Annotated in this window: 20 protein-coding genes; 13 read left to right on the forward strand and 7 right to left on the reverse strand. The window is 67.6% G+C overall.

Translation table 11 applies throughout. The features are described 5' to 3' along the window. Positions 1-67: 67 nt before the first annotated feature. From A5784_RS09590 to A5784_RS09615, 6 genes are all read left to right on the forward strand, one after another. Positions 68-895, forward strand: a complete 828-nt coding sequence (locus tag A5784_RS09590; protein WP_232005992.1) for an SDR family oxidoreductase — start codon at positions 68-70, stop codon at positions 893-895. Continuing rightward, positions 892-2,952, forward strand: a complete 2,061-nt coding sequence (locus tag A5784_RS09595; protein WP_064944630.1) for an acetate--CoA ligase family protein — start codon at positions 892-894, stop codon at positions 2,950-2,952. Before A5784_RS09590 ends, A5784_RS09595 begins: the two co-directional genes overlap by 4 nt. A 38-nt stretch (positions 2,953-2,990) precedes the next feature. Further along, entirely contained in the window at positions 2,991-4,190 is a 1,200-nt protein-coding gene (locus tag A5784_RS09600) for an acyl-CoA dehydrogenase family protein (RefSeq protein WP_064944632.1), read from the forward strand. 4 nt (positions 4,191-4,194) lie between these two features. Continuing rightward, positions 4,195-4,959: an enoyl-CoA hydratase/isomerase family protein gene (locus tag A5784_RS09605; protein WP_064944634.1), complete on the forward strand. Its 765-nt coding sequence runs from the start codon at positions 4,195-4,197 to the stop codon at positions 4,957-4,959. Then, positions 4,956-6,320 carry an MFS transporter gene (locus A5784_RS09610; RefSeq protein ID WP_064944636.1) on the forward strand — a complete coding sequence of 455 codons (1,365 nt, stop codon included), beginning with the start codon at positions 4,956-4,958 and terminating at the stop codon, positions 6,318-6,320. The genes A5784_RS09605 and A5784_RS09610 overlap by 4 nt, the downstream gene beginning before the upstream one ends. A 209-nt stretch (positions 6,321-6,529) precedes the next feature. Further along, positions 6,530-6,952, forward strand: a complete 423-nt coding sequence (locus tag A5784_RS09615; protein WP_197514684.1) for an NUDIX hydrolase — start codon at positions 6,530-6,532, stop codon at positions 6,950-6,952. Positions 6,953-6,979: 27 nt separating this feature from the next. Here the strand turns inward: A5784_RS09615 and A5784_RS09620 are convergent, their stop codons facing one another. From A5784_RS09620 to A5784_RS09635, 4 genes are read right to left on the reverse strand one after another with little or no spacing between them, the layout of a single operon-like run. Further along, positions 6,980-8,089, reverse strand: a complete 1,110-nt coding sequence (locus A5784_RS09620) for a glycoside hydrolase family 76 protein (RefSeq protein WP_064944639.1) — start codon at positions 8,087-8,089, stop codon at positions 6,980-6,982. A gap of 15 nt (positions 8,090-8,104) precedes the next feature. Then, a complete protein-coding gene (locus A5784_RS09625; RefSeq protein ID WP_064944641.1) occupies positions 8,105-8,758 on the reverse strand; it encodes a TrmH family RNA methyltransferase in 654 nt (217 codons plus the stop codon). Continuing rightward, a complete protein-coding gene (locus A5784_RS09630; RefSeq protein ID WP_064944643.1) occupies positions 8,755-9,645 on the reverse strand; it encodes a hypothetical protein in 891 nt (296 codons plus the stop codon). Before A5784_RS09630 ends, A5784_RS09625 begins: the two co-directional genes overlap by 4 nt. A 6-nt stretch (positions 9,646-9,651) precedes the next feature. Continuing rightward, positions 9,652-10,428, reverse strand: coding sequence for an SDR family NAD(P)-dependent oxidoreductase (locus tag A5784_RS09635; protein ID WP_064944645.1), 777 nt, complete (start codon positions 10,426-10,428; stop codon positions 9,652-9,654). Between the two features lie 105 nt (positions 10,429-10,533). On the opposite strand from A5784_RS09635, the gene A5784_RS09640 reads away from it, so the two are divergent. Next, positions 10,534-10,986, forward strand: coding sequence for a Fur family transcriptional regulator (locus tag A5784_RS09640; RefSeq protein WP_064944646.1), 453 nt, complete (start codon positions 10,534-10,536; stop codon positions 10,984-10,986). Positions 10,987-11,020: 34 nt separating this feature from the next. Next, positions 11,021-13,255 (forward strand): catalase/peroxidase HPI, encoded by a 2,235-nt coding sequence (gene katG / locus A5784_RS09645; RefSeq protein ID WP_064944648.1) that lies wholly within the window; start codon positions 11,021-11,023, stop codon positions 13,253-13,255. 59 nt (positions 13,256-13,314) lie between these two features. Here katG and ttfA read toward each other — a convergent pair whose 3' ends face one another. After that, the gene (gene ttfA / locus A5784_RS09650) at positions 13,315-14,175 is read right to left on the reverse strand and encodes a trehalose monomycolate transport factor TtfA (protein WP_064944650.1); all 861 of its coding nucleotides are present in this window, start codon (positions 14,173-14,175) and stop codon (positions 13,315-13,317) included. 158 nt (positions 14,176-14,333) lie between these two features. Next, positions 14,334-16,880, reverse strand: coding sequence for an ATP-dependent chaperone ClpB (gene clpB / locus A5784_RS09655; RefSeq protein ID WP_064944651.1), 2,547 nt, complete (start codon positions 16,878-16,880; stop codon positions 14,334-14,336). A gap of 185 nt (positions 16,881-17,065) precedes the next feature. Between clpB and A5784_RS09660 the strand changes: the two genes are divergently transcribed. From A5784_RS09660 to A5784_RS09680, 5 genes are all read left to right on the forward strand, one after another. Further along, complete coding sequence (locus A5784_RS09660; RefSeq protein WP_064944653.1) at positions 17,066-17,689, forward strand: CYTH domain-containing protein; 624 nt, start codon at positions 17,066-17,068, stop codon at positions 17,687-17,689. Between the two features lie 78 nt (positions 17,690-17,767). Then, positions 17,768-18,436: a GAP family protein gene (locus A5784_RS09665; protein ID WP_064944655.1), complete on the forward strand. Its 669-nt coding sequence runs from the start codon at positions 17,768-17,770 to the stop codon at positions 18,434-18,436. Positions 18,437-18,598: 162 nt separating this feature from the next. Next, entirely contained in the window at positions 18,599-20,401 is a 1,803-nt protein-coding gene (locus A5784_RS39600) for an EspA/EspE family type VII secretion system effector (RefSeq protein WP_197514681.1), read from the forward strand. Between the two features lie 27 nt (positions 20,402-20,428). Beyond that, positions 20,429-20,740 (forward strand): ESX-1 secretion-associated protein, encoded by a 312-nt coding sequence (locus A5784_RS09675; protein ID WP_064944657.1) that lies wholly within the window; start codon positions 20,429-20,431, stop codon positions 20,738-20,740. Positions 20,741-20,794: 54 nt separating this feature from the next. Beyond that, positions 20,795-21,421, forward strand: coding sequence for a hypothetical protein (locus A5784_RS09680; protein WP_232005993.1), 627 nt, complete (start codon positions 20,795-20,797; stop codon positions 21,419-21,421). Between the two features lie 2 nt (positions 21,422-21,423). Here A5784_RS09680 and A5784_RS09685 read toward each other — a convergent pair whose 3' ends face one another. Then, the gene (locus A5784_RS09685) at positions 21,424-22,053 is read right to left on the reverse strand and encodes a TetR/AcrR family transcriptional regulator (protein ID WP_064944659.1); all 630 of its coding nucleotides are present in this window, start codon (positions 22,051-22,053) and stop codon (positions 21,424-21,426) included. Between the last annotated feature and the right edge of the window lie 43 nt (positions 22,054-22,096).

Raw genomic sequence — 22,096 nt, forward strand, 5'->3', positions numbered from 1 at the left:
ACAAGGTTGACCGGCGTGCGTCCGCTCACGCTATAACTGATGCATCAGTCAAACGGGAGGAACGATCGTGGGAGAGCCGTCGAGTCCAGCATCCGACGCCCTGAGCCCGACGCTGCACCGCGGCAAGGTCGCACTGATCACCGGTGGCGGCACCGGCATCGGACGAGCCACCGCATTGGAATTCGCGCGCTGCGGCGCAGACGTCGTCATCAGCGGGCGCAGGCCCGAGCCGCTCAAAGACACCGCCGCCGAGATCGAGGCACTCGGGGCGCGCGCCCTGGCGATACCGACCGATATCCGCGACGAGGAACAGGTCGCCGAGATGGTTACGCAGACGCTGGACCGGTTCGGACGCATCGACGTGCTGGTCAACAACGCCGGAGGACAGTTCTCCGCCCCGGCCGAGGAAATCAGCCTGAAAGGCTTCCGGGCCGTGCACCGACTGGCCGTCGACGGCACCTGGGCCGTCACGCATGAGGTTGCGACGCGCGCCATGATTCCGCAGCGCGGCGGCGTGATCTTCTTCATGGCGTTCTCCCCGCGCCGCGGCATCGCCTCGTTCGTCCACGCCACCTCCGCGCGCGCGGCCGTGGAGAACCTGGCCAGCGGTCTGGCGCTGGAGTGGAGCAAGTACCGGATCCGCAGCATCTGCATCGCCCCGGGGACCATCGCCACCGACGGCATGGACGCCAACTACACCGAGGACGCCCGCGCCCAATGGGCCGCCGCGGTACCGCTCGGGCGGCTCGGCACGGCCCAGGACATCTCGCCGACCATCGCGTTCCTCGCTTCACCGGCCGCCGGCTACGTCACCGGCACCACGATCGTCATCGACGGCGGTGCCGACGCCTGGGGCAACTCCCATCCCGCACCGCAATTGAAGGACAACGAATGACCGCCCCCGCGCCTCGCGACCTCACCGCCCTGTTCAACCCGCGTTCCGTCGCAATCGTCGGTGCCAGCAACGACGAGACGAAGTACGGAAACTGGCTTTCCGTACAGGCGCTGCGGATGCCCAGCAGCCGCAGCCTGCACCTGGTGAACCGGCGCGGTGAGCCGGTCCTGGGCCGGGAAACCATCAAGGCGCTCTCCGAGGTGACCGACCCGGTCGACCTGGTCGCCGTCGCCGTCCCCGCCGCGGGGTTCGAGCAGGCCGTCGAGGACGCCCTGGCCGCCGGAGCGAAGGCGATCGTCGGTGTCACCGCGGGATTCGCCGAGCTCGGCGCCGAGGGTCGGGCCTTGCAGGAACGCATCGTCAAGCGCGTGCGCGATGCAGGGGCGCTGCTGCTCGGCCCGAACTGCCTGGGCGTACTGGATTCCACCACCGAGCTCTACCTGGCGTCGAACCCGATGCCGACCGGCCGAGTCGCGCTGCTGTCCCAGAGCGGCAACATGGCCCTGGAACTGTCCGGCTTCCTCGCCGCGCGCGGACACGGATTCTCGCGCTTCGTCTCCCTGGGCAACCAGGCCGACCTCGGCGTGGCCGACGTCATCCGCTCCTGCACCCGGCACCCGGGCACCGATGTGATCGCGGTGTACTGCGAGGACTTCGGAGACGGCCGGGCCTTCGTGGCCGCCGCCGCCGAGGCCGCTGCCGCGGGTAAGCCCGTGCTGCTGCTGACCGTCGGCGGTAGCGAGGCATCCGTCCGCGGCGCCCAATCCCACACCGGCGCACTGACTTCCGACAGTGCCGTGATCGCGGCAGCCTGCCGCTCCGCCGGAATCCACCGCGTGCGCTCGCCGCGCGAGCTCGCCGACGCCGCGGCTGCACTGCTGAGCTTCGGACCCACCGGAGTCCGTCGCGTCGGGGTGGTCGCCGACGGTGGCGGGCACGCCGGCGTGGGATCGGACATCGTCGAGGCCGCGGGCCTGAGCGTGCCGGAATTCGACGCCTCGGTGAGCGACGCGCTGCGTGCGCTGCTGCCGCCGTCGGCCGCGGTGACCAATCCGGTCGACCTGGCCGGAGCAGGTGAGCAGGACATCACCTCGTTCGCCAAGGTGCTGGAGACCACGCTCGCCAACGAGCACCTCGATGCCGTGCTGATCACCGGATACTTCGGTGGCTACGGCGGTTACGGCGACGCGCTGGCCGCCCGCGAGATCGAGACCGCCCATGAGATGGCCCGCATCGCCAAGGCCCACGGCAAGCCGGTCGTGGTGCACACCATGCACCACGGCAGCGAAGCCGCCCGGGTGCTCGCCGAGTCCGGCCTGCCGGTGTTCGCCGCGGTCGAGGACGCCGCACGCACCCTGGCCATCTTCGGCGACGGCAGGACCCCGCCCGCGCTACCGCAACTGGCCGAATCCGCCGAGCAGGCAGCCGAATCCGACAGCTACTGGGAGGCCCGCGAGCTGTTCCGCACCGCAGGACTGAACTTCCCCGGCGCGGCATTGATCGAATCGGCCGACGCCGCCGCCGAGGCCGCCGGGCGCATCGGCTACCCGGTGGTGCTGAAAGCCATGGGCCTGCTGCACAAGTCGGACTCCGGCGGGGTCGCGCTCGGCCTGGCCGACGAGGAGCAACTGCGTGCGGCGGTGCAGGACATGCAGCAGCGGCTGAGCCCGCCGGGATTCTGCGTCGAGGCGATGGCCGATCTGCGCGACGGCGTGGAACTCATCGTCGGCGTGCAGAGCGATCCGCGATTCGGACCGGTCGCCATGGTCGGGCTCGGCGGCATCTTCACCGAGGTGCTCAAGGACGTCGCCTTCGCGCTGGCCCCCGTCGACCACGCGACCGCGCGGGAGATGCTCGACAGCCTGCGCGCCGCGGCGCTGCTGCGCGGGGTCCGCGGGCGTCCTGCTGTCGACCTCGACGCGGCCGCGGCTGCCATCGCGGCGGTCACCTCCGTGGCCGCACACCATCCCGAGATCACCGAACTCGAGGTCAATCCCCTGCTGGCCACCCCGTCCGGCGCGCTCGGCCTCGACGCCCGCATCGTTCTCGCCCCCTGACCGACATCTCATCACAATACGAAAGGACAACTTCCACAATGGAATTCGCATACACGCCACGGCTCGCGGAGCTCAAGGACCGCGCCCGCGCACTGACCGAGAAGATCATCCCGTTCGAGCTCGAATGCGAGCAGAACAACGGCCTCTCGGCCGAGTCGCACGCCGTCATCAAGGCCGCCGTCCTGGAGGCAGGCCTGCAGGCCATCAACACCCCGGTCGAATTCGGCGGCGCCGGCCTGAGCGTGCTCGAACAGGTCGTCGTGCAGGACGAGTTGGGCAAGCTGACCAACGCACTGTGGGACGCCGTGTGGCGCCCGGCCAACCCGCTCGCCCACGCCACCCCCGAACAGCGCGAGCGCTACCTGATCCCGGGCGCCCGCGGCGACCGCCGCGACGCGGTGGCCATCTCCGAGGCCGACGCAGGCTCCGACTTCTCCGCGGCGAAGACCACCGCGACGCCCGACGGCAACGGCGGCTACATCATCAACGGCGAGAAGTGGTTCGTCACCGTCGGTGACGTCGCCGACTATCTCATCGTGCTGGCCTACGTGCAGCCCGACAACGCCCCGACCATGTTCCTGATCGACGTGCCGAGCCCGGGCGTCAGCATCACCAACGTGCCGCGCTTCACCCACACCTTCGTCTACGAGCACCCCGAGTTCACCTTCAAGGACGTCAAAGTCGGCCCCGAGGCAGTGCTCGGCGGCATCGGCGAGGGCCTCGAGCTGACCCGCGACTGGTTCACCGAGGAGCGGCTGATGATCGGTGCGCGCACCATCGGCGCGGCCGAGCGGGCACTGACGCTGGCCGTCGACTGGGCGCGCGAGCGGGTCCAGGGCGGCGACACGCTCATCAACCGCCAGCTGATCCAGGGCATGATCGCCGACTCGGTATGCGACATCGCCACCAACCGGGCTCTGACCCACCAGGTCGCATGGGAGTTCGACCAGGCCGACCCCGACAACGCCGACCAGCGAAAGACCTTGCACGCCAAGGCCGCAACCGTGAAGCTCGCAGCCTCCGAGGCCTCCAACCGCGTCGTGGACCGGGCCGTCCAGATCTTCGGCGGCCGCGGCTACATCCGCGACTACCCCGTCGAGCGGCTGTGGCGTGAGCTGCGGGTCGACCGGATCTGGGAAGGCACCTCGGAGATCCAGCGCCTGGTCATCGCGAACGAGACCAAGAAGCGCGGCCTGGAAAAGCTGCTGTCGTTCCCCTACGCCACGGACGGGGAGTAGCCAGATGGCGGCCGGGGCATCCACCAGCTCAGAACACCCAGGCAGCGTGGAAGTACGCCGCGAGGGCAACGTCGCCGTCGTGACACTGCGCCGCGAACGCAAGCGCAACGCGCTGTCGACGCACATGGAGGCCGAGCTGCTGCAGGCCCTGCACGCACCCGAGCTGACATCGAGCCGGGCGGTCGTGATCACCGGTGGGGATACGGTGTTTTCGGCCGGTGCCGACGTCACCGAGCTGCGTGACATGACCCCGGCCGCCATCGCCACCTACTACCGGGAATCCGGCTCGGTGTACGAAGTCTTCGCCGGCCTGCCCCAACCCACCGTCGCCGCGATCACCGGCTACTGCCTGGGTGGCGGACTCGAACTCGCATTGGCCGCCGACATTCGCATCGCCGATCCCGCAGCGATATTCGGGTTCCCTGAGGTGGGCATCGGGATCCTGCCGTCGTCCGGCGGCGTCACCCGCGCCACCAGGATCCTCGGGCCGGGCCGCACCCGTGACCTCATCCTGCGCGGTCGCCGCATCGACTCCGCGGTCGCCGAACACTGGGGCCTGATCACCGAGATCGCCCCTGCCGGAGAGCATGTGGCGGCCGCGCTGGCCGTCGCCGACGAACTCGCCGCGTACCACCCGATGACGATGTCGGTCACCAAACAGGTACTCGACGCCAGCATCAACGCATCCCAATCCGCCTCGCTGGTGCTGGAACAACTCGCATACGCACTGCTCAACAACACCGCATCATCTTCTGGAGAACCCCGATGAACCCGCTGGACGTCCTGGACCGGCCCACCAACCGTGGGTTTCTGACCAAACTGCTCATCGCCTGCTGCGGCGGCCCGTTCCTCGACGGGTACGTCATGAGCATCATCGGCGTGGCCCTGATCGGCGTGGGCGAGGACATGAATCCCAGCACCACCGAATCGGGCCTGATCGGTGCCGCATCGTTGATCGGTATCTTCTTCGGCGCCACGGTCTTCGGGGTGATCACCGACCGCGTCGGCCGGGAGAAGATGTACGCGCTCGACCTGCTCGTGCTGGTCGCGGGCTGCGCCCTGTCGGTATTCGTCACCGCCCCTTGGCAATTGATCGTGCTGCGGTTCGTCATCGGGGCCGCGATCGGAGCTGATTACCCGATCGCCACCTCATTGCTGACCGAGTTCACCCCGACGAAGAAGCGCGGTGCCATGGTCGGGATGTCCGCTGTGGCATGGTCGGCCGGTGCCGTCGCCGCCTACGTCGTCGGCGCGATCGTCGTGGCCGTCTCCGACGGCAACCAGAACTGGCGCTGGCTGCTGGCGTCGAGCGCGGTGCTCGGGGTCATCGTCATCCTCATCCGCCGCGGCATTCCCGAATCGCCACGCTGGCTGATGAACAACGGCAGGGTCGCCGACGCCGAAGCAGTAGTGCAGCGCATCTACGGCGTCAAACTCGACCTGAGCCAGGTGAGCACCGACGACACCGAAGCCAAGCCCAAGGTCAACCTCTCGGCGATCCTGAAAGGCCAGTACGGACGTCGGCTCATCATGTGCTCGGCGCTCTATCTCGCGGTGGTCACCCCGCTCTACGCACTGCTGACCTTCCTGCCGTCGATCCTGCAGGGCTTCAAGATCTCCGGTGAGGGCCCCATGGGGCTGATGGTCGAGACCGTCATCATCGGCCTGATCGTCGCCGGGTCGATCCCGGCCCTCTACCTGGTCGAGCGCTGGGGCCGACGCCCCATCGCGGTGGTGCCGCTCGGACTGATGGTTCTCCCGCTGGCCGGCCTCTGGCTGTGGGCGGGCGGCCCGCTGTGGTTCATCGTCGGCTGCTTCTGCCTGTACGCCTTCATCTCGGGCGGCCCCAGCATCCTGGTGTGGATCTACCCCAACGAGTTGTTTCCCACCGAATTACGCGCCACCGCAGTCGGTTTCGCCACCGGCATCAGCCGCTTCGGCGCCGCGACGGGCACCTATCTGCTGCCGATCAGCATGTCGGCGCTCGGAACCGGTACCACCATGCTCTTCGGCGCGATCCTGACCGCCGCGGCGTTCGTGGTGTGCCTGTTCATGGCCCCCGAAACCAAAGGCAAGAGCCTCGAAGAGGTGTCCGGTCTGACGCGCGAGCCGACGCCCGCCCGTGGGTGAGCCGTCAGCCGCGACATGGTCTGACACCATCCGGCGCAACCTGGCCGTCTTCACGCGCACGGCGGATGGGCGTTCGGGCGACGAGCATGTCACCAGCCCGATCGGCCGCCGCGCGGCAGCCGTCACGGTGTGCGTGCTCGACGCCGAACGCGATGCCACGGTGCTCATGATCAAGCGGGCCCCGCGCGGCATCAACAGGCCAGTGGGCACTGCCCGGTGGCCGCGTCGACCCCGGCGAGACGGTCACCGGCGCTGCCCTGCGCGAACTGCATGAAGAAGTCGGTCTGCAGCTGACCGAGGGTCACATCGTCGGTGTGCTCGACGACTTTGTCACCGACTCCGGTTTTGTGATCACCCCCGTCGTTGCGGTGGTGCCGGGATCTCCGAGACTGCAACGCAATCCGGCCGAGGTGCACTCACTGCACCGGATTCCCCTGAACCGTCTCGTCAGCGACGAGCTGCCCAGGTGGGCCCGTACTCCCGCAGGCCCACTGTTGCAGATGCCGCTGCGGAGCAACATGGTGGTTCACGCCCCGACCGGCGCGATACTGTTGCAGTTCCGTGAGGTGGCGTTGCTCGGCCGCTCCATCAGGGTGGCCGACCTGCAGCAGCCCGCCTTCACGCGGGTGTAGACCACCGGCACGGCGGCGTCGAGCGCGCTAAGCCTCGCCCACGCCGGCCAAGGTGTGGGCGGCCTCCATCAACATCCACCCCGACACCTGCACCGACATGTCGCGTTCCGGAATCGCCGAAGCATTGACCGCACCCTCGACGAACTCGGCTTCCTGCCCCGCGGAAGTCGGCATCTCGGCGTTGCGATTCCAGAACGGGCCGAACAACGGCAGGCCGTCGACCGTCTGGCGGTAATCCCACGCCGATTCCGCGGATTTCAGCACCAGCGACCGGGCGGTGTCGCGGGCAGCGGCGTCCTCGGCGGTCTCACCCGGCAGCGTCGTCGCCACCAGGGCGAGATACCGCGCCAGGATGCCGTTGAACAGCCCGCCGTCACCGCCACCGGCCCCTTTGATGACGCCGTCCTCGGTCATCTCCTTGGCGACCGCCGCGACGAGTCGACGCACGCGCTCGGAATGTCTGGGATCCTGCGTGCGCGCCGCAAGCTCCACCTCAAGGCCGAGCACGACCCCCTGGCAGTAGGTGTACTGCGCCCGCACCATCGAACCGGCCTTGATGCCGTCGAACACCAGATCGGTTTCCGGGTCGATCAGGGTTTCGTCGATCCAGTCGGCCATCTGTTGGGCGCGACGCAGCCGATCGTCGTAGCGGGCCAGGAAGATGCCTGCCGGGCCGTTGGCCGGGGCGTTGAAGAACTGGTCCTGCTTGCGCCACGGGATTCCGCCGCCGTCCTCGGGCACCCAGGCGTTGACGAACTGCTCACACAGCTTCTTGAGCGCACCGGGCTTCTCGACCCCCGCGAGCCGGCCCGCACGCTCCAAAGCCAGTGCCAGCCAAGCCATATCGTCGTAGTAGTCGTTGGTCCACCCGGTGTTGCGCAGATGATGCGACCGGATCTGCCGTTCGATGCGCAGCTTGCGGTCAGGCTGCGGATCGCGCACCTGCGCATCGACCAGGCAGTCGAGCAGATGGGCCTGCCACCAGTAGTGCCAGGTACCGAAATGCCGGTACTTCGGCGTCGACGGCCAGGCCACCACGCCGAGTTGCGTACCCGGCAGGTACCACAGTTTGCTCAGATGTCGTTGGATGATCGCAGCTTCGGCGCTGCCCGCGCGGTTGGCCCATAGCTGATCCATGACCCCGATCCTGCCCTACCAGGCCGCCGAAATGTCGGCGTGTCGGGTGATCCAGGCGTGCATGGCTATCCCGGCAGCAACCCCGGCGTTGATGCTGCGGGTCGATCCGAACTGCGCGATGGACACCGTCAGCGCCGCACCGGCCTGCGCCTCCGGTGTGATACCTGGGCCTTCCTGCCCGAACACCATCAGACAGTCGCGGGGTAACTCGGTCTGTTCGAGTCGGGTCGCGCCCGGCACGTTGTCGACGGCTACGACCGTGAGGTTCGCTTCCGCGGCGTAGGCCAGCAGTTCGGCGGTGGTGTCGTGATGGCGCAACCGCTGGTAGCGATCGGTGACCATGGCGCCACGCCGGTTCCACCGCCGCCTGCCGACGATGTGGACGGTGTGGACCGCGAACGCGTTGGCGGTGCGTACCACCGCGCCGATGTTCGCATCGTTGCCGAAGTTCTCGATCGCGATGTGCAGCGCATGCCTGCGTCGGTCGATATCGGCCACGATCGCTTCGCGGGTCCAATATCGGTAGGCGTCAACGACATTGCGGGTGTCGCCGGTCCGCAGGAGCTCCGGGTCGTAGCGCGCGGCGTCCTCTCCTGAGGGCAGCGGGCCCGGCCATGGGCCGACCCCGGGTGTCTGTCCCCATTCCGTTGGGCCCAGTGGCTCGCTCATGGCTTGGTCCACAACGCGGCGTGCGTGCCGATCACCGACACCGTGGCGTACAAGAGTGCGGCGTTGATCTCGCCTTGTGTGCACAGCGAAGTCCGGGTATTCACCGCTTCGCGCGACGCGTCCGGCAGCAACAGCACCGAAGACCCGTAAGCCGAACAGGCGTAGCTGAGCCCTGGTGGCGGTAGCGTCGGAGCCGCCACGACCATCAGCGGCCCGCCGCGCTTCGCCGAGTCGTCCCGGTAACGCTTTGCCAGGCCGTCGATTTCGAGACCGAGCAGCATGTAGCCGTTGCCCTTAAAGGCGTCCGGTGCGCCCATCGCGGTCGGGGCCAATTGAGCCCCGTCGGCACTGAACGCGTCGACGCTGGTCGTCCTGATGGCGATGCCGGTATCGCCTGCATCGGTGGGCAACATCCCGACCGGGAAGGCCGCCGGGTAGGCCACGGTGGTCTTCGGAATGCGCTCGCGCGGCGAATAGACGTACACCCCGCGGACCTGGCTCTGGTCGCGCAACGGACCGAAACAGACTGTGCCACTGAGTTTGTCGGGACCGGAGGCAGCCAGCGGCCGGATACCCAGGCTGTTCACCCCGGTGCACCCGCCCAATCCGTTGGCTTCGAGCGGGTGCGACAGTGCGCCGTACAGACCGAACCGGAGGTCCTCTGGTTTTGCCCGTTGGTCACCGGCGGCCGAGGCGTCGACATCGACGAGGACGTGCTCGTTGTCGAACCGCAGGTTGTCCAATGTGAAATGCCAGCCCAGCACCGTCAGCGAGGCACCGAACGACACCGTGAGTGCCTCGTACGTGCGGCGCGGGGCACCGTCGGAAGAACAAGCAGTGGCGACGACGAGCAGCACCGCCGTCACCGCCGCGATCAGTGCCCGCACCGGTTCTCAGGTTCTGCCACGGCCCTTGCCTACCACCCTTGTCACGGCACGCACAAAATCTCGCGGCACCAGCCGGCTGCCGGTCGTGAGCACCTTGTACTGCAGACCGGGCACGATGACGACCCTGCCCTTGGCAACGTCGGCCAGGCATTCGCGCACCACGTCGTCGACCTCGAGCCACATGTACGACGGCGTATCGGCCATATCGATACCTGCCCGCGCGTGGAATTCGGTCCGGACAAACCCTGGGCACAGCGCGTGCACGCCCACCCCGGTGCCCGCCAAGCCGTTGGCCAACCCTTCGCTGAACGACACCACCCACGCCTTGGACGCCGAATACGTCGACCCGCGTCCCGGAATCAGCCCCGCCACACTGGCCACGTTGATCACGGTGCCATTGCCCGCCTCGACCATCGTCGGCAGCACCGCGTGCGTCAGCTCCATCACGGCGGTGACATTGACATCCAATTGGGCCTTCAGCCGGGCGAATTCAGCGGTCCAGAACTCCCCCGAGGTGCCGAACGCGGCGTTGTTGACCAAGACCTGCACACCGGAGCGCAGCCGCTCGGCGACCTTGGCCCGGTCGGCGGACACAGCCAGATCGGCAGGCAGCACCTCGACGCCGACACCCGCCTCGTCGTGCAATTCGGCCGCCAGTTGCTCCAGACGAGCGGTGTCGCGGGCGACGAGCACCAGGTCATAGCCGTCGCGGGCGTATCGACGGGCGAATCCCGCTCCGAGCCCCGATGTCGGTCCGGTGATCAGCGCGACGGGACGGGACATGCCCGACACACTACTGAACGGTAAGCGAGCCGATGGCTGCCGGCTTTAAACGCACGACCGCAACAAAACGTTTATCCATTCCAGATAGCGGGCAATAGTGATGCCGTGACGTCAACGGCGGAATATGCGGACCAGCTCCGTGCCGCCCAGCTGCGCGTCACCCGGCCGCGCATCGCCGTTCTGGAGAAAGTGCGCATCCATCCGCACGCCGACACCGAGACCATCTTCGGCGCCGTGCGCGCGGTCCTGCCGGAGGTCTCCCGCCAGACCGTCTACGACGTACTCAACGCCCTCACCTCGGTCGGGCTGCTGCGTCGCATCCAGCCCCTCGGTTCGGTGGCCCGCTACGAGTCCCGCGTCGGCGACAACCACCACCACGTCGTGTGCCGCAGCTGCGGCACCATCGCCGACATCGACTGCGCAATCGGCGCTGCGCCCTGCCTTACACCGTCCGACCTCGACGAGGCCATCGACGGTTTCGTGGTCGACGAGGCCGAGGTCATCTACTGGGGCGTGTGTCCCGACTGCTCGGCCTCGGCGTCCCGATCGCACGCCTGATCACAGCCCCATCGACAACCCGGAAGGAAATGTTGTGTCATCCGATACGTCCCACAGCCGCCCACCCCACCCCGACGACGACACCGCAAGCCGCAGCGAGAGCGAGAACCCGGCCATCGCCTCGCCCAAGCCTAAGTCGCACGCCCCGCTGACCAACCAGGACTGGTGGCCGGAGCAGATCGACGTGTCGCGGCTGCATCCGCACGCCCCGGCCTCCAACCCCTTGGGTGAAACCTTCGACTACACAACGGAATTCGCGAAGCTTGACGTCGACGCTCTCAAGGCCGATGTCCTCGACGTGATCACCACCTCGCAGGACTGGTGGCCGGCCGACTACGGCAGCTACGCGGGTCTGTTCATCCGGCTGAGCTGGCACGCCGCAGGCACCTACCGCATCTTCGACGGGCGCGGCGGCGGCGGGCAGGGCCTGCAGCGGTTCGCCCCGCTCAACAGCTGGCCGGACAACGCCAACCTCGACAAGGCGCGACGGTTGCTGTGGCCGGTCAAGCAGAAGCACGGCAACAAGATCTCCTGGGCCGATCTGATCATTTTCGCCGGCGATGTCGCGCTCGAATCGGCCGGTTTCAAGACGTTCGGGTTCGGCTTCGGTCGCGAGGACGTGTGGGAGCCCGAAGAGGTGCTGTTCGGCGAGGAGGACACCTGGCTGGGTACCGACAAGCGGTACTCCGGCGAGCGTGACCTGGCGCAGCCCTACGGCGCCACCACCATGGGTCTGATCTATGTGAATCCCGAAGGCCCCGAAGGCAATCCGGATCCACTGAAGGCTGCCATCGACATCAAGGAGACGTTCGGTCGCATGGCGATGAACGTCGAGGAGACCGCGGCGCTGATCGTCGGCGGCCACACCTTGGGCAAGACCCACGGCGCGGGCGACGGGGACCTGGTCGGCCCGGAGCCCGAGGCCGCCCCGATCGAACAGCAGGGTCTGGGCTGGAAGTGCCCCTTCGGCTCCGGAAACGCCGGTGACACCATCACCTCCGGCCTCGAAGTGGTGTGGACGCCGACGCCGACCAAGTGGAGCAACTCGTTCCTGGAGATCCTGTACGGCTACGAGTGGGAGCTGACCAAGAGCCCGGCCGGCGCGTGGCAGTTCGAGGCCAAGGACGCTGAGGCGATCATCCCGCCCCCGTTCCCCGGCGCGCCGAACCGCAAACCGACGATGCTCGTCACCGATGTGGCGCTGCGCGTGGACCCGGAGTTCGGCGAGATCACCCGCCGCTGGCTCGACCATCCCGAGGAACTCAACGAGGCGTTCGCCAAGGCCTGGTACAAGTTGCTGCACCGCGACCTCGGCCCGATCTCGCGCTACCTCGGCCCGTGGGTGGCCGAACCGCAGCTGTGGCAGGACCCGGTGCCCGCGGTCGAGGGCGAGCTGATCGACGACGCCGACGCGGCGACGCTCAAGGCAAGCATCCTGGATTCCGGGCTGTCGGTTCCGCAGCTGGTGAAGACCGCGTGGGCCGCGGCATCGAGCTTCCGCCGCACCGACAAGCGCGGTGGCGCCAACGGTGCGCGGCTGCGGCTGCAGCCGCAGCGCAACTGGGAGGCCAACGAGCCGTCCGAGCTGGACAAGGTGCTGCCGGTGCTGGAGAAGATTCAGGCCGACTTCAACGCCGCGGGCGGTAGGAAGGTGTCGCTGGCCGATGTCATCGTGCTCGCGGGTAACGCCGCGATCGAGAAGGCCGCCAAGGACGGCGGTGTCTCGGTGACGGTGCCGTTCACCCCGGGCCGCACCGACGCCACCCAGGAGGACACGGACGTGGAGTCGTTCGCGGTGCTGGAGCCGCGGGCCGACGGTTTCCGCAACTACATCCGCCCCGGGGAGAAGGCGCCGCTGGAGCAGCTGCTGCTCGAACGCGCCTACCTGCTCGGCGTCACCGGGCCGGAGCTCACGGTGCTGATCGGCGGCCTGCGGGCATTGGGCGCGAACCACGGCGGCAGTAAGCACGGCGTGTTCACCGACCGCCCCGGCACGCTGAGCAACGACTTCTTCGTCAACCTGCTGGACATCGGCACCGAGTGGAAGCCTGCCCAGTCGCAGGAGAACGTCTACGAAGGCCGCGACCGGGCGTCGGGTGACCTCAAGTGGACCGCGACGGCCAACGACCTGGTCTTCGGCTCACATTCGGTGCTGCGCGCCATCTCCGAGGTGTATGCCCAGGCCGACGGGGCGCAACGGTTCGTCGACGACTTCGTCGCCGCGTGGGTCAAGGTGACCGACAACGATCGGTTCGACGTCAAGAAGTGACGCAGCAAAAAAACCACCCCGTGGGCCTGCGGCTCGCGGGGTGGTTTTTTTGTCGAGTATCAGCGCTGGTAGTGCGGCGCGTGGCGGCCGTTGCGCGCCTGCGGCGGCGCGGGCCTGCGGATCGTGTCCGAGCGGGTGGGCTCCTGACGTTGCTGCGTGTAGCGGCTCACGTCACCGCGCCCGGGAGGCGCATCGGCGCGGCCCGGCGGCAGTTCGCGGCGACCGGCCGAGGTGGGCTGCAGCGGACGACTGGGCGACCCGGCCCGACGCACCAGTGCGGCCTGGCTGGCCGGCGCCGATGAGCCGTTCTGCGGAACCGGCGGCAGCACGCGCAGCAGGTCGTTGAACTGCCGCACGGTGCGCAGCCCCTCGTCCCACTGGGCCCGGGTGCTGGTGACAGGCATACTCACCAGCGTCCAGTGCTGCTCGTTCCACATGATCTCGGCACAGTCCGGAGCGGTGTGGGCGAACGTCACCATCCGGCGGTCACACGCGCGACGGGCGGCGTCGAGGTTGGTGGAGTACACCATCCGCGGGCCGATCGCGCCGAGCAGCCAGATATCGCTCTCCCGAGGCTCCTTGATGCCTTTGAGCCGGAGATCGACGACGACGTTGGTGCCGACCTTGCGGTGCAACGCGATCACCGTGGCGACTTCGTCGATGTCGAAAATGAATACCGCCTCGCCACGAATCTGGCCGAGCACGACATTCTTGGCCGTGACGTCGCCGACAGTCGACATCACCCCGCGCTTCCAGCGCTTGAGGATCTCGTCGGACTCATGCTCGTAGTCGAAGCCATGCGACTTCGCCCACGACTTGCGGCGTCGCCCCAACCCACGTCGACGGTCGATGTCGACGTACAGCAGCACTGCCGCACCCACGAAACAGAGTGCGGACAGCGTGAACCAGAGCGGGACCATCGGGCCTAGCCTACTTGTTGGTAGGCCGGTTGCTCGAACTAACGAAGGTCACAACCCGGTTACGTGCGGGTTTGTAGATGCCGAATGGCCACTTATCGCACACACCCGTGGGGTTTCTGTGCAATAAGTGGCCACTGAGGCCGTGCCTTATCCCAGGCTTAGCCCAGCACGAGGCTTTCGCCGTCCTCGCTGACGTTCACGGGCACCACGTCGCCGTCGTGCACCTCACCGGCCAGCAGCTTCTTCGCGAGCTGATCGCCGATGGCCTGCTGCACGAGCCTGCGCAGCGGACGCGCGCCGTAGAGCGGGTCGAAGCCACGGTCACCCAGCCACTTCTTGGCGTCCAGCGAGACGTCGAGCGACAGCCTGCGCTGCGCCAGCCGCTTGTCGAGCTGCTGGAGCTGGATGTCGACGATCGAGACCAGCTCGTCGGGCTTGAGCGCGTCGAAGATCAGCACGTCGTCGAGCCGGTTGATGAACTCCGGCTTGAACGCCGCCCGCACCGCCGCCATCACCTGCTCCGGGGTGCCACCGGCGCCCAGGTTGGAGGTCAGGATGAGGATCGTGTTGCGGAAGTCGACCGTGCGGCCCTGCCCGTCGGTCAGCCTGCCCTCGTCGAGCACCTGCAGCAGCACGTCGAACACGTCCGGGTGGGCTTTCTCGATCTCGTCGAACAGCACCACGGTGTACGGACGCCGGCGCACCGCCTCGGTCAGCTGACCGCCCTGGTCGTAGCCCACGTAGCCCGGAGGCGCACCGACCAGCCGAGCCACCGAGTGCTTCTCGCCGTACTCGCTCATGTCGATGCGGACCATCGCCCGCTCGTCGTCGAACAGGAATTCGGCCAGCGCCTTGGCCAGCTCGGTCTTGCCGACACCGGTCGGGCCCAGGAACATGAACGAGCCCGTCGGCCGGTTGGGATCGGCAACCCCGGCCCGGCTGCGCCGCACGGCGTCCGACACCGCGACAACCGCCTCGGCCTGTCCGATGACGCGCTTGCCCAGCTCCTGCTCCATGCGCAGCAGCTTGGCCGTCTCGCCTTCGAGCATCCGGCCTGCCGGAATACCGGTCCAGGCCTCGACCACCTCGGCGATGTCGTCGGGGCCGACCTCTTCCTTGAGCATCACGTTCTCGCGGGCCTCGGCCACGGGCAGCGCCGCGTCGAGTTTCTTCTCGACCTCGGGGATGCGTCCGTAGCGCAGCTCGGCGGCCTTGGCCAGATCGCCGTCACGCTCGGCCCGATCTGCCGCGCCGCGCAACATGTCCAGCTGCTCCTTGAGCTCGCGGACGACGTCGATGGCGCTCTTTTCGTTCTGCCAGCGGGTGGTCAGCTCGGAGAGCTTCTCCTTGTAATCGGCAAGCTCGCCGCGCAGCTTCTCCAGCCGCTCCTTGGAGGCGTCGTCTTCTTCCTCCTCGAGCGCCATCTCCTCGATCTCCAGACGGCGGACCAGCCGCTCGACCTCGTCGATCTCGACGGGCCGGGAGTCGATCTCCATGCGCAGCCGCGACGCGGCCTCGTCGACCAGGTCGATGGCCTTGTCCGGCAGGAACCGGCTGGTGATGTAGCGGTCCGACAGGGTCGCCGCGGCGACCAGCGCGGAATCGGTGATGCGCACGCCGTGGTGCACCTCGTAGCGGTCCTTGAGACCGCGCAGAATGCCGACGGTGTCCTCGACGGACGGTTCGCCGACCAGCACCTGCTGGAAGCGACGCTCCAGGGCGGCGTCCTTCTCGATGTACTTGCGGTACTCCTCGAGCGTGGTGGCACCGACCAGCCGAAGTTCACCGCGGGCCAGCATGGGCTTGATCATGTTGCCCGCATCCATCGCGGATTCGCCGGTGGCGCCGGCGCCGACGATGGTGTGCAGCTCGTCGATGAACGTGATGACCTGGCCTGCCGAGTTCTTGATGTCGTCGAGGACGGCCTTGAGGCGTTCCTCGAACTCACCGCGGTACTTGGCACCGGCCACCATGGATCCGAGGTCCAGGCTGATGACGGTCTTGTCCCGCAGGCTTTCGGGCACGTCGCCTTCGACGATGCGCTGGGCCAGGCCCTCGACGATGGCGGTCTTGCCGACGCCGGGTTCGCCGATGAGCACGGGGTTGTTCTTGGTACGACGGCTCAGCACCTGTACGACGCGACGAATCTCGTTGTCGCGGCCGATGACCGGGTCGAGCTTGCCTTCGCGGGCGCGCGCGGTCAGGTCGGTGGAGTACTTCTCCAGCGCCTGGTAGCTGCCCTCGGGGTCCGGGCTGGTGACCCGGGCGCTGCCGCGAACCTTGGTGAACGCCTCGCGCAGCGCCTGCGGTGACGCGCCGTTGTTGCTGAGCAGCTTGGCGACCTCGGAGTCACCGGTGGCCAGGCCGACCATCAGGTGTTCGGTGGAGACGTATTCGTCGTCCATCTCGGTCGCGAGCTGCTGGGCTGTGGTGATGGCAGCGAGCGATTCACGGCTCAGCTGCGGTTGCGAGCTGGCGCCGCTGGCGCTCGGCAGCTGGTCGAGCAGCCGTTGCGCTCCGGCCCGGATCGTCGCGGGATCGACACCGACGGCCTCCAGCAGGGGTGCGGCAATGCCATCGTTCTGAGTGAGCAGTGCCATCAATAGGTGGGCGGGCCGGATCTCCGGGTTGCCGGCAGAGCTGGCCGCCTGCAGCGCTGAGGTCAGCGCCGCCTGAGTCTTGGTCGTCGGGTTGAACGAGTCCACGACACCTCCCTTTTCTGATAAAGAAAATGCTTGTCGCGATGTACAACGTAGTCAAGGTTGAGTCTGTTCCGCTCAAGTCTGAAAATTTTTCGGTCAATTTCCGATCGGACCCGCCTCCGATGACCGCACGCGGGTAATCGGCCAAGGTCCGCGCCGTTTAGGCAGTGCGGGGCTACCGTCTACGCATGTCCGAATCCGGCTTCGGTGACTTCGAATACGAGCGGAAGTTCTTCGTCCGCGAGCTGCCCGACGTGGCGGCGTCGGATCCCACCCCTGCCCTGATCGTGCAGGCTTACCTGTTTTCGGCCGACGGCTACGCGGTGCGGGTCCGGGTCCAGGGACCCGCCCCGGCCAACCTGCACACCACACCCGGCGAGCTCGTCGAGGCCCTCGGTGAAGAGTCGATCGGGACGATGACCGCCAAAGGGCCCGCCGTGGGCGGCACCCGTTACGAGGCCGAACGCGAACTCGATCCGATGGTCGCGGGTCAAATCGTGCGGCGGGCCGAGCACGTGGTCGCCAAGGTCCGGTATTCGGCGTGGCTGGGCGAGGACGGCTGGATCATCGACCGGTTCCTCGGCGGTAACGCCCCGCTCGTGCTGTCCGAGGTGGAGCGCGGCGGCCCGGTTGTCGACCTGTCGATCCCCGCGTTCTGCGTGACCGAGGTGTCCGAGGATGACCGGTTCCGCAACGAATGTCTGGCGTACCACCCGTTCGGCGGATGGGCCGAGGAGTACCGGCGCGAACTCGACGCCCTCGGCCCGACGTTTGTCGACACCCTGGGCCGGAACCAATTCGAAGGCACCTGACCGCCGACTGCGGATCCCCCGACGCCATATCGTTGCTACGGTCTCCGACGAATCCTGCGAACACCGAGAGAGTGCGCCATGTCCGAAAGCTGGGGGTCGGTGCTCACCGAACTCATCCCACTGGCACTCGTGGTGGCGCTGTCACCACTGTCGATCATCCCCGCCGTGCTGGTGCTGCACACGCCACGGCCCCGGCCGACCGGCCTGGCGTTCCTCGCCGGCTGGCTCGTCGGGCTCCTGGTCCTGACGGCGGTGTTCGTCGAGGTGTCCAACCTGCTCGGCGGACTCGACAAGGCGCCCAGATGGGCGTCGTGGCTACGCATCGTGATCGGCATCGCCCTGGTCATCTTCGGCGTCTACCGCTGGCTCACCCGGGCCAAATCCGAACACAGCCCGGCCTGGCTGAGCAGCATGAGCAAGTTGAGCCCACCCCGCGCGGCGGTCACGGGCGCGGCGCTCACGGCAGTCAACCCCAAAGTGCTGTTCATCTGCGCCGCAGCAGGTTTGGCGATCGGTAGCGCCGGGCTGGGCCAGCACCGGGCGTGGCCTGCCGTCATCTATTACGTGGTGATCGCGAGTTCGACAGTGGCACTGCCGATCCTGGCGTATGCGGTATCGGGCGAGCGCCTGGACCCGCTGCTGACCCGACTCAAGGACTGGATGGAGCGCCAACATGCGGTGCTCGTGGCGGGGATCCTCGTGGTGATCGGACTCTTGGTGCTGTACAAGGGTATTCACGCGCTCTAGCGGCCCGGTAGGACTGTTGGCACCCGGGCAATGGTTCCTGTGAAATACCTGGAAAGTCACTGGTAGCGTTCGCAGTAGGCCTCTCACGTCGCGGCGAATTGGTGCGCTTGCCCCCACCGATGCGCTGTTAGCCTCATTTTCGACGAGAGGGGGCGTTGCCACATGGCGCCGAGGATTCCACACCACCCGGGAGGTCATCACCCGAATCCGGGCGGGCACCACCCCAACCCGGGCGGGCACCATCCGCGCAATCCCGGTGGGCACCAGCCGAATCCAGGCGAACAGCACCCCCACCCCGGCGGGCACCATCCGGGCAACCCGGGCGGCCACCATCCGGGCAACCCCGGCGGGCACCATCCCCACAATCCCGGAGGCCACCACCCCAGCGACGAGGGCGGCCACGGCGGCGGCATCTTCAGCAAGATCAAAGACGCGTTCAATGACGCGAAGGACATCGTCTCCGACATCAAAGACATCGTCTCCGACGTCAAGGACATCACCGACACCGTCTCCGATGTCGTCAGCGACGTAAAGGACATATTCAGCGGCACGTTCGGCGGCCTGGCCAGCGGCCTGGGCAATCTCATCGACATCGGCAGGCAGTTCTTCTCCAACGCACCGGAGACGCCGATCATCGACGCGGGCCTCAAGGTCATCAACGGCATGAGCGATATGTGCGGCGACGGCAGCCCCGACACCGGTGAGGGCTTCGCCGGCGGCGCCGACCAGTTCGACAATGTCGGCCAGTCCCTCAATTCAGCAGCGCCCGATGACAGCTGGGAGGGTGGCGGCGCGAGCGCCTACTCCAGGCAGAACGTCAAGCAGCAGGGCCGGATGCAAGCGCTGGCCGAGACGGACAGCACCGTCGCGCAGGTCCTGGCTCAGGAAGCCGAGCAGCTGGGCGTCACGGTGCAGCAACTCAACGGTGCCGCAACCATTCTCCAGCTCGCCATCCTGCCTGCTTCCATAGCGATGGCCGATCCCCTTGGCGGCGAGGCGGTTTCGGTCGCCATCCAGATCGCCGCGGTGGCCAGCGGCATGGCCATCGCGACTCCGGCGATGGCCAACATGGTGAGCAACTCGATGCAGAACGCCCAGGCCATCCAACAGGCCGCCAATTCCTACCGCGAGGTCGCGTCCAACGCGAAACTCGATGGCTCGCCGTCGTTCTCGCCGTCCACGGGCGGTAACCGCCGACCGCATCAGAAGGAATCCCCGGCCAACGGCAAGCCCGATTCCGAGACCCCGCCGTGGCTGAACCAGACCCCGCTCGGTGACAACGCGACGCCGGGCAGCGGCGACAGCATGTATCCGGGTGGTGGTAATGGCGCCGCAACCGGAAGCGGAGGCGGTGGCGGCACGGGCAGCGGCGGGGGTAGCGGCACCGGCGGTGGTGGCGGCGGCAACCCGGGCGCAGGCACCGGCGGCAGCGGGACCGGTGGTGGCGCTCCGGTCAGCCAAGGATCAGGGGCCGCAACCCCGGCAGGCATGTCGACCGGATCGTCCGGCGGGGTACCGGGCGGCGGTGCTTCCGGTGGCGGCTCCCCGAGCGGATTGCTCAGCGGCCTCGGCAGCGCGCTCGGGTCGTTGATCGGCCAGGCCGCCCAGCAGGGTGCTCAGGCCGCCCAGAATGCCCAGAACCAGAAGGCCCAAGAACCCGGCGCCGACGAGAAGGACGGGGCCAAAGACAAAGACGGCAAGGACTTGGAGAAGGACGCCAAGGACGAAGAGGGTGACAAGGCAGGGGGCGACGCCGACAAGGACGGAAAGCCCGACGCCACGCCCGAGGACGCTCAACCGGCCGGCGCTCAGGCCGGGCCGGGTGCTCCCGGCGGGCGGGCCCCGATCCACTTCGAGTTCGACATGGACCGCGAGCAGGTGCACGGGCCGCTCAACGTGACGCTGGATCCGGATCACCCCAACGCCGCACCTGTCGTCTCCCGGCCGCCGACCCAGCAGGTCTAACCGAACTCCGACTACAGGGAGATCCCCATGGGAAATGTGAACGTCACCACGGCTCATCTGCGCGAATTGGCAAGCCAGCAAAGCGAAGCCGCGAGCGCCATCACCGAAGCCGCCTCCGCGACGCAGGGTACGGCGATGAACATGTGGAGCTCGCACGGCGTTGTCTGCTCCGCCACGAACATGGCGGTGATGGCAGCCGACGGCGCGCGCGGGGCCGCATGCACTGCCGCGGCGAAGGTCTCGTCGACTCTGTCGGAGATGCTCGACACGGCCGCTTCGCAGTACGACCAGACCGACTCCACGCAGGCCTCCGAGCTCGACACCACGATGTACACCTGATGGCGCGACGCCTCGCGCCGCAGTGTCCCATCCGCGCCTTCAGGGGGTTGAACAATGGCTGACCACGACCGGTTCGACGACGACGCCGACGAGTGGGGCGGCTCGCACGACGACGGGTTGGGTGCGTTCGACTTCTCCGCATCCGACTCGGTGGACGACGACGATTCAGGCCTGGACTCGTTCGACGGTTTCGAATCGCACGACCCCGGCACACAGAGCGACGAGAGCGCGCAGGACGACGACGATTTCGACGTCCTGTACGTCGACGCACCGGCCGCCGAGCATGACACCGACGGCGACCTCGCCGCGTTCCACGACCCCGATCAGCACGCCGGCGACGAGGAACAGGAAACGCTGTTTCCGCTGTTTGTCGTCACCAATCCCCCGGGCACCGTCAGCGTCACCGCCGCGATCAGTGGTCAGCTGCAACAGATCCAGCTCTCCCCGCAGGCGAGCAAGATGACCGAGTCCGAGCTCGGCAACGAAATCCAGCGGACTGCTGCCGTTGCCATAAAGAAGGCGCAGGCGGGGCTGAACTACTTCGTGTACAGCACCCTGGTCAAGCAAGGCATGGATCATTCGTCAGCGCGCAACTTCGTGGAGTTCGGTATGCACCTGCCGACCATCGAGCAGGCCAAGGAGGCCGAGGCCGACTTCGTCGCGCAGTATCGGCGGGAGTGAGGTCAGCTCGCCCCGGGCAGTCCCAGTTCGTCGGCGTCGGCGGTGAGATAGCGCGTCACCGTCGGCGCCACCAACCGCACCACCTCGTCGTCGGACAACGTCGCCAGCGGCGGGATCTCCATCACGAACCGCAGCAACGCGACACCCACGAGGCTCGACGCTGCCAGCATGGCCCGTAACCGCGCCTGTTCGCCGCCGCCCAGCACACCCGAAACCGCGGTCAGCACGTAGTTCTGCATGAAGCCCCGAAACGCTTCGTGCGCATCGGTGTTCGACGTCGCGGACTGCAGCATCACCCGCATGCTCGCGGCGGTATCCGGTGCGGTCCAGATGCCGAGGTAAGCGCGCACCATCCGGGTGCCGACGTCATCGCCGGGCCCTTCCAGGGCCGCCACCAGATTGGCCGGGTCGATGATCAGTTGCAGGGATTCGCGGAACAGGTCGGCCTTGGAGCCGAACAGGTAGAGCACCATCGACGGATCGACGTGGGCATCGCGGGCGATGGCTCGCAGCGTCGTCTTCTCATAACCGTCGGCGGCGAACCGGACTTTCGCGGCCGCCAGCACCGCATCCCGAGAGACCGGATCGCCCTGCCTGCGGCCGCGGCGTCTGGTTTGCGCAGGTGAAGCCATGCGCGAACACTATCATTTCAATGGTTGTTGAAATATCGCCGGG

Source organism: Mycobacterium sp. 852013-50091_SCH5140682 (assembly GCF_001665685.1).
Lineage (GTDB): Bacteria > Actinomycetota > Actinomycetes > Mycobacteriales > Mycobacteriaceae > Mycobacterium.

Excerpts from the sequence above, each read along its gene's own strand:
- A5784_RS09595 (WP_064944630.1), top strand. The coding sequence starts at position 892 with ATGACCGCCCCCGCGCCTCGCGACCTCACCGCCCTGTTCAACCCGCGT.
- A5784_RS09600 (WP_064944632.1), top strand. The coding sequence starts at position 2,991 with ATGGAATTCGCATACACGCCACGGCTCGCGGAGCTCAAGGACCGCGCC.
- A5784_RS09605 (WP_064944634.1), top strand. The coding sequence starts at position 4,195 with ATGGCGGCCGGGGCATCCACCAGCTCAGAACACCCAGGCAGCGTGGAA.
- A5784_RS09610 (WP_064944636.1), top strand. The coding sequence starts at position 4,956 with ATGAACCCGCTGGACGTCCTGGACCGGCCCACCAACCGTGGGTTTCTG.
- A5784_RS09620 (WP_064944639.1), bottom strand. The coding sequence starts at position 8,089 with ATGGATCAGCTATGGGCCAACCGCGCGGGCAGCGCCGAAGCTGCGATC.
- A5784_RS09625 (WP_064944641.1), bottom strand. The coding sequence starts at position 8,758 with ATGAGCGAGCCACTGGGCCCAACGGAATGGGGACAGACACCCGGGGTC.
- A5784_RS09635 (WP_064944645.1), bottom strand. The coding sequence starts at position 10,428 with ATGTCCCGTCCCGTCGCGCTGATCACCGGACCGACATCGGGGCTCGGA.
- ttfA (WP_064944650.1), bottom strand. The coding sequence starts at position 14,175 with ATGGTCCCGCTCTGGTTCACGCTGTCCGCACTCTGTTTCGTGGGTGCG.
- A5784_RS09660 (WP_064944653.1), top strand. The coding sequence starts at position 17,066 with ATGTCCGAATCCGGCTTCGGTGACTTCGAATACGAGCGGAAGTTCTTC.
- A5784_RS09665 (WP_064944655.1), top strand. The coding sequence starts at position 17,768 with ATGTCCGAAAGCTGGGGGTCGGTGCTCACCGAACTCATCCCACTGGCA.
- A5784_RS39600 (WP_197514681.1), top strand. The coding sequence starts at position 18,599 with ATGGCGCCGAGGATTCCACACCACCCGGGAGGTCATCACCCGAATCCG.
- A5784_RS09675 (WP_064944657.1), top strand. The coding sequence starts at position 20,429 with ATGGGAAATGTGAACGTCACCACGGCTCATCTGCGCGAATTGGCAAGC.
- A5784_RS09680 (WP_232005993.1), top strand. The coding sequence starts at position 20,795 with ATGGCTGACCACGACCGGTTCGACGACGACGCCGACGAGTGGGGCGGC.
- A5784_RS09685 (WP_064944659.1), bottom strand. The coding sequence starts at position 22,053 with ATGGCTTCACCTGCGCAAACCAGACGCCGCGGCCGCAGGCAGGGCGAT.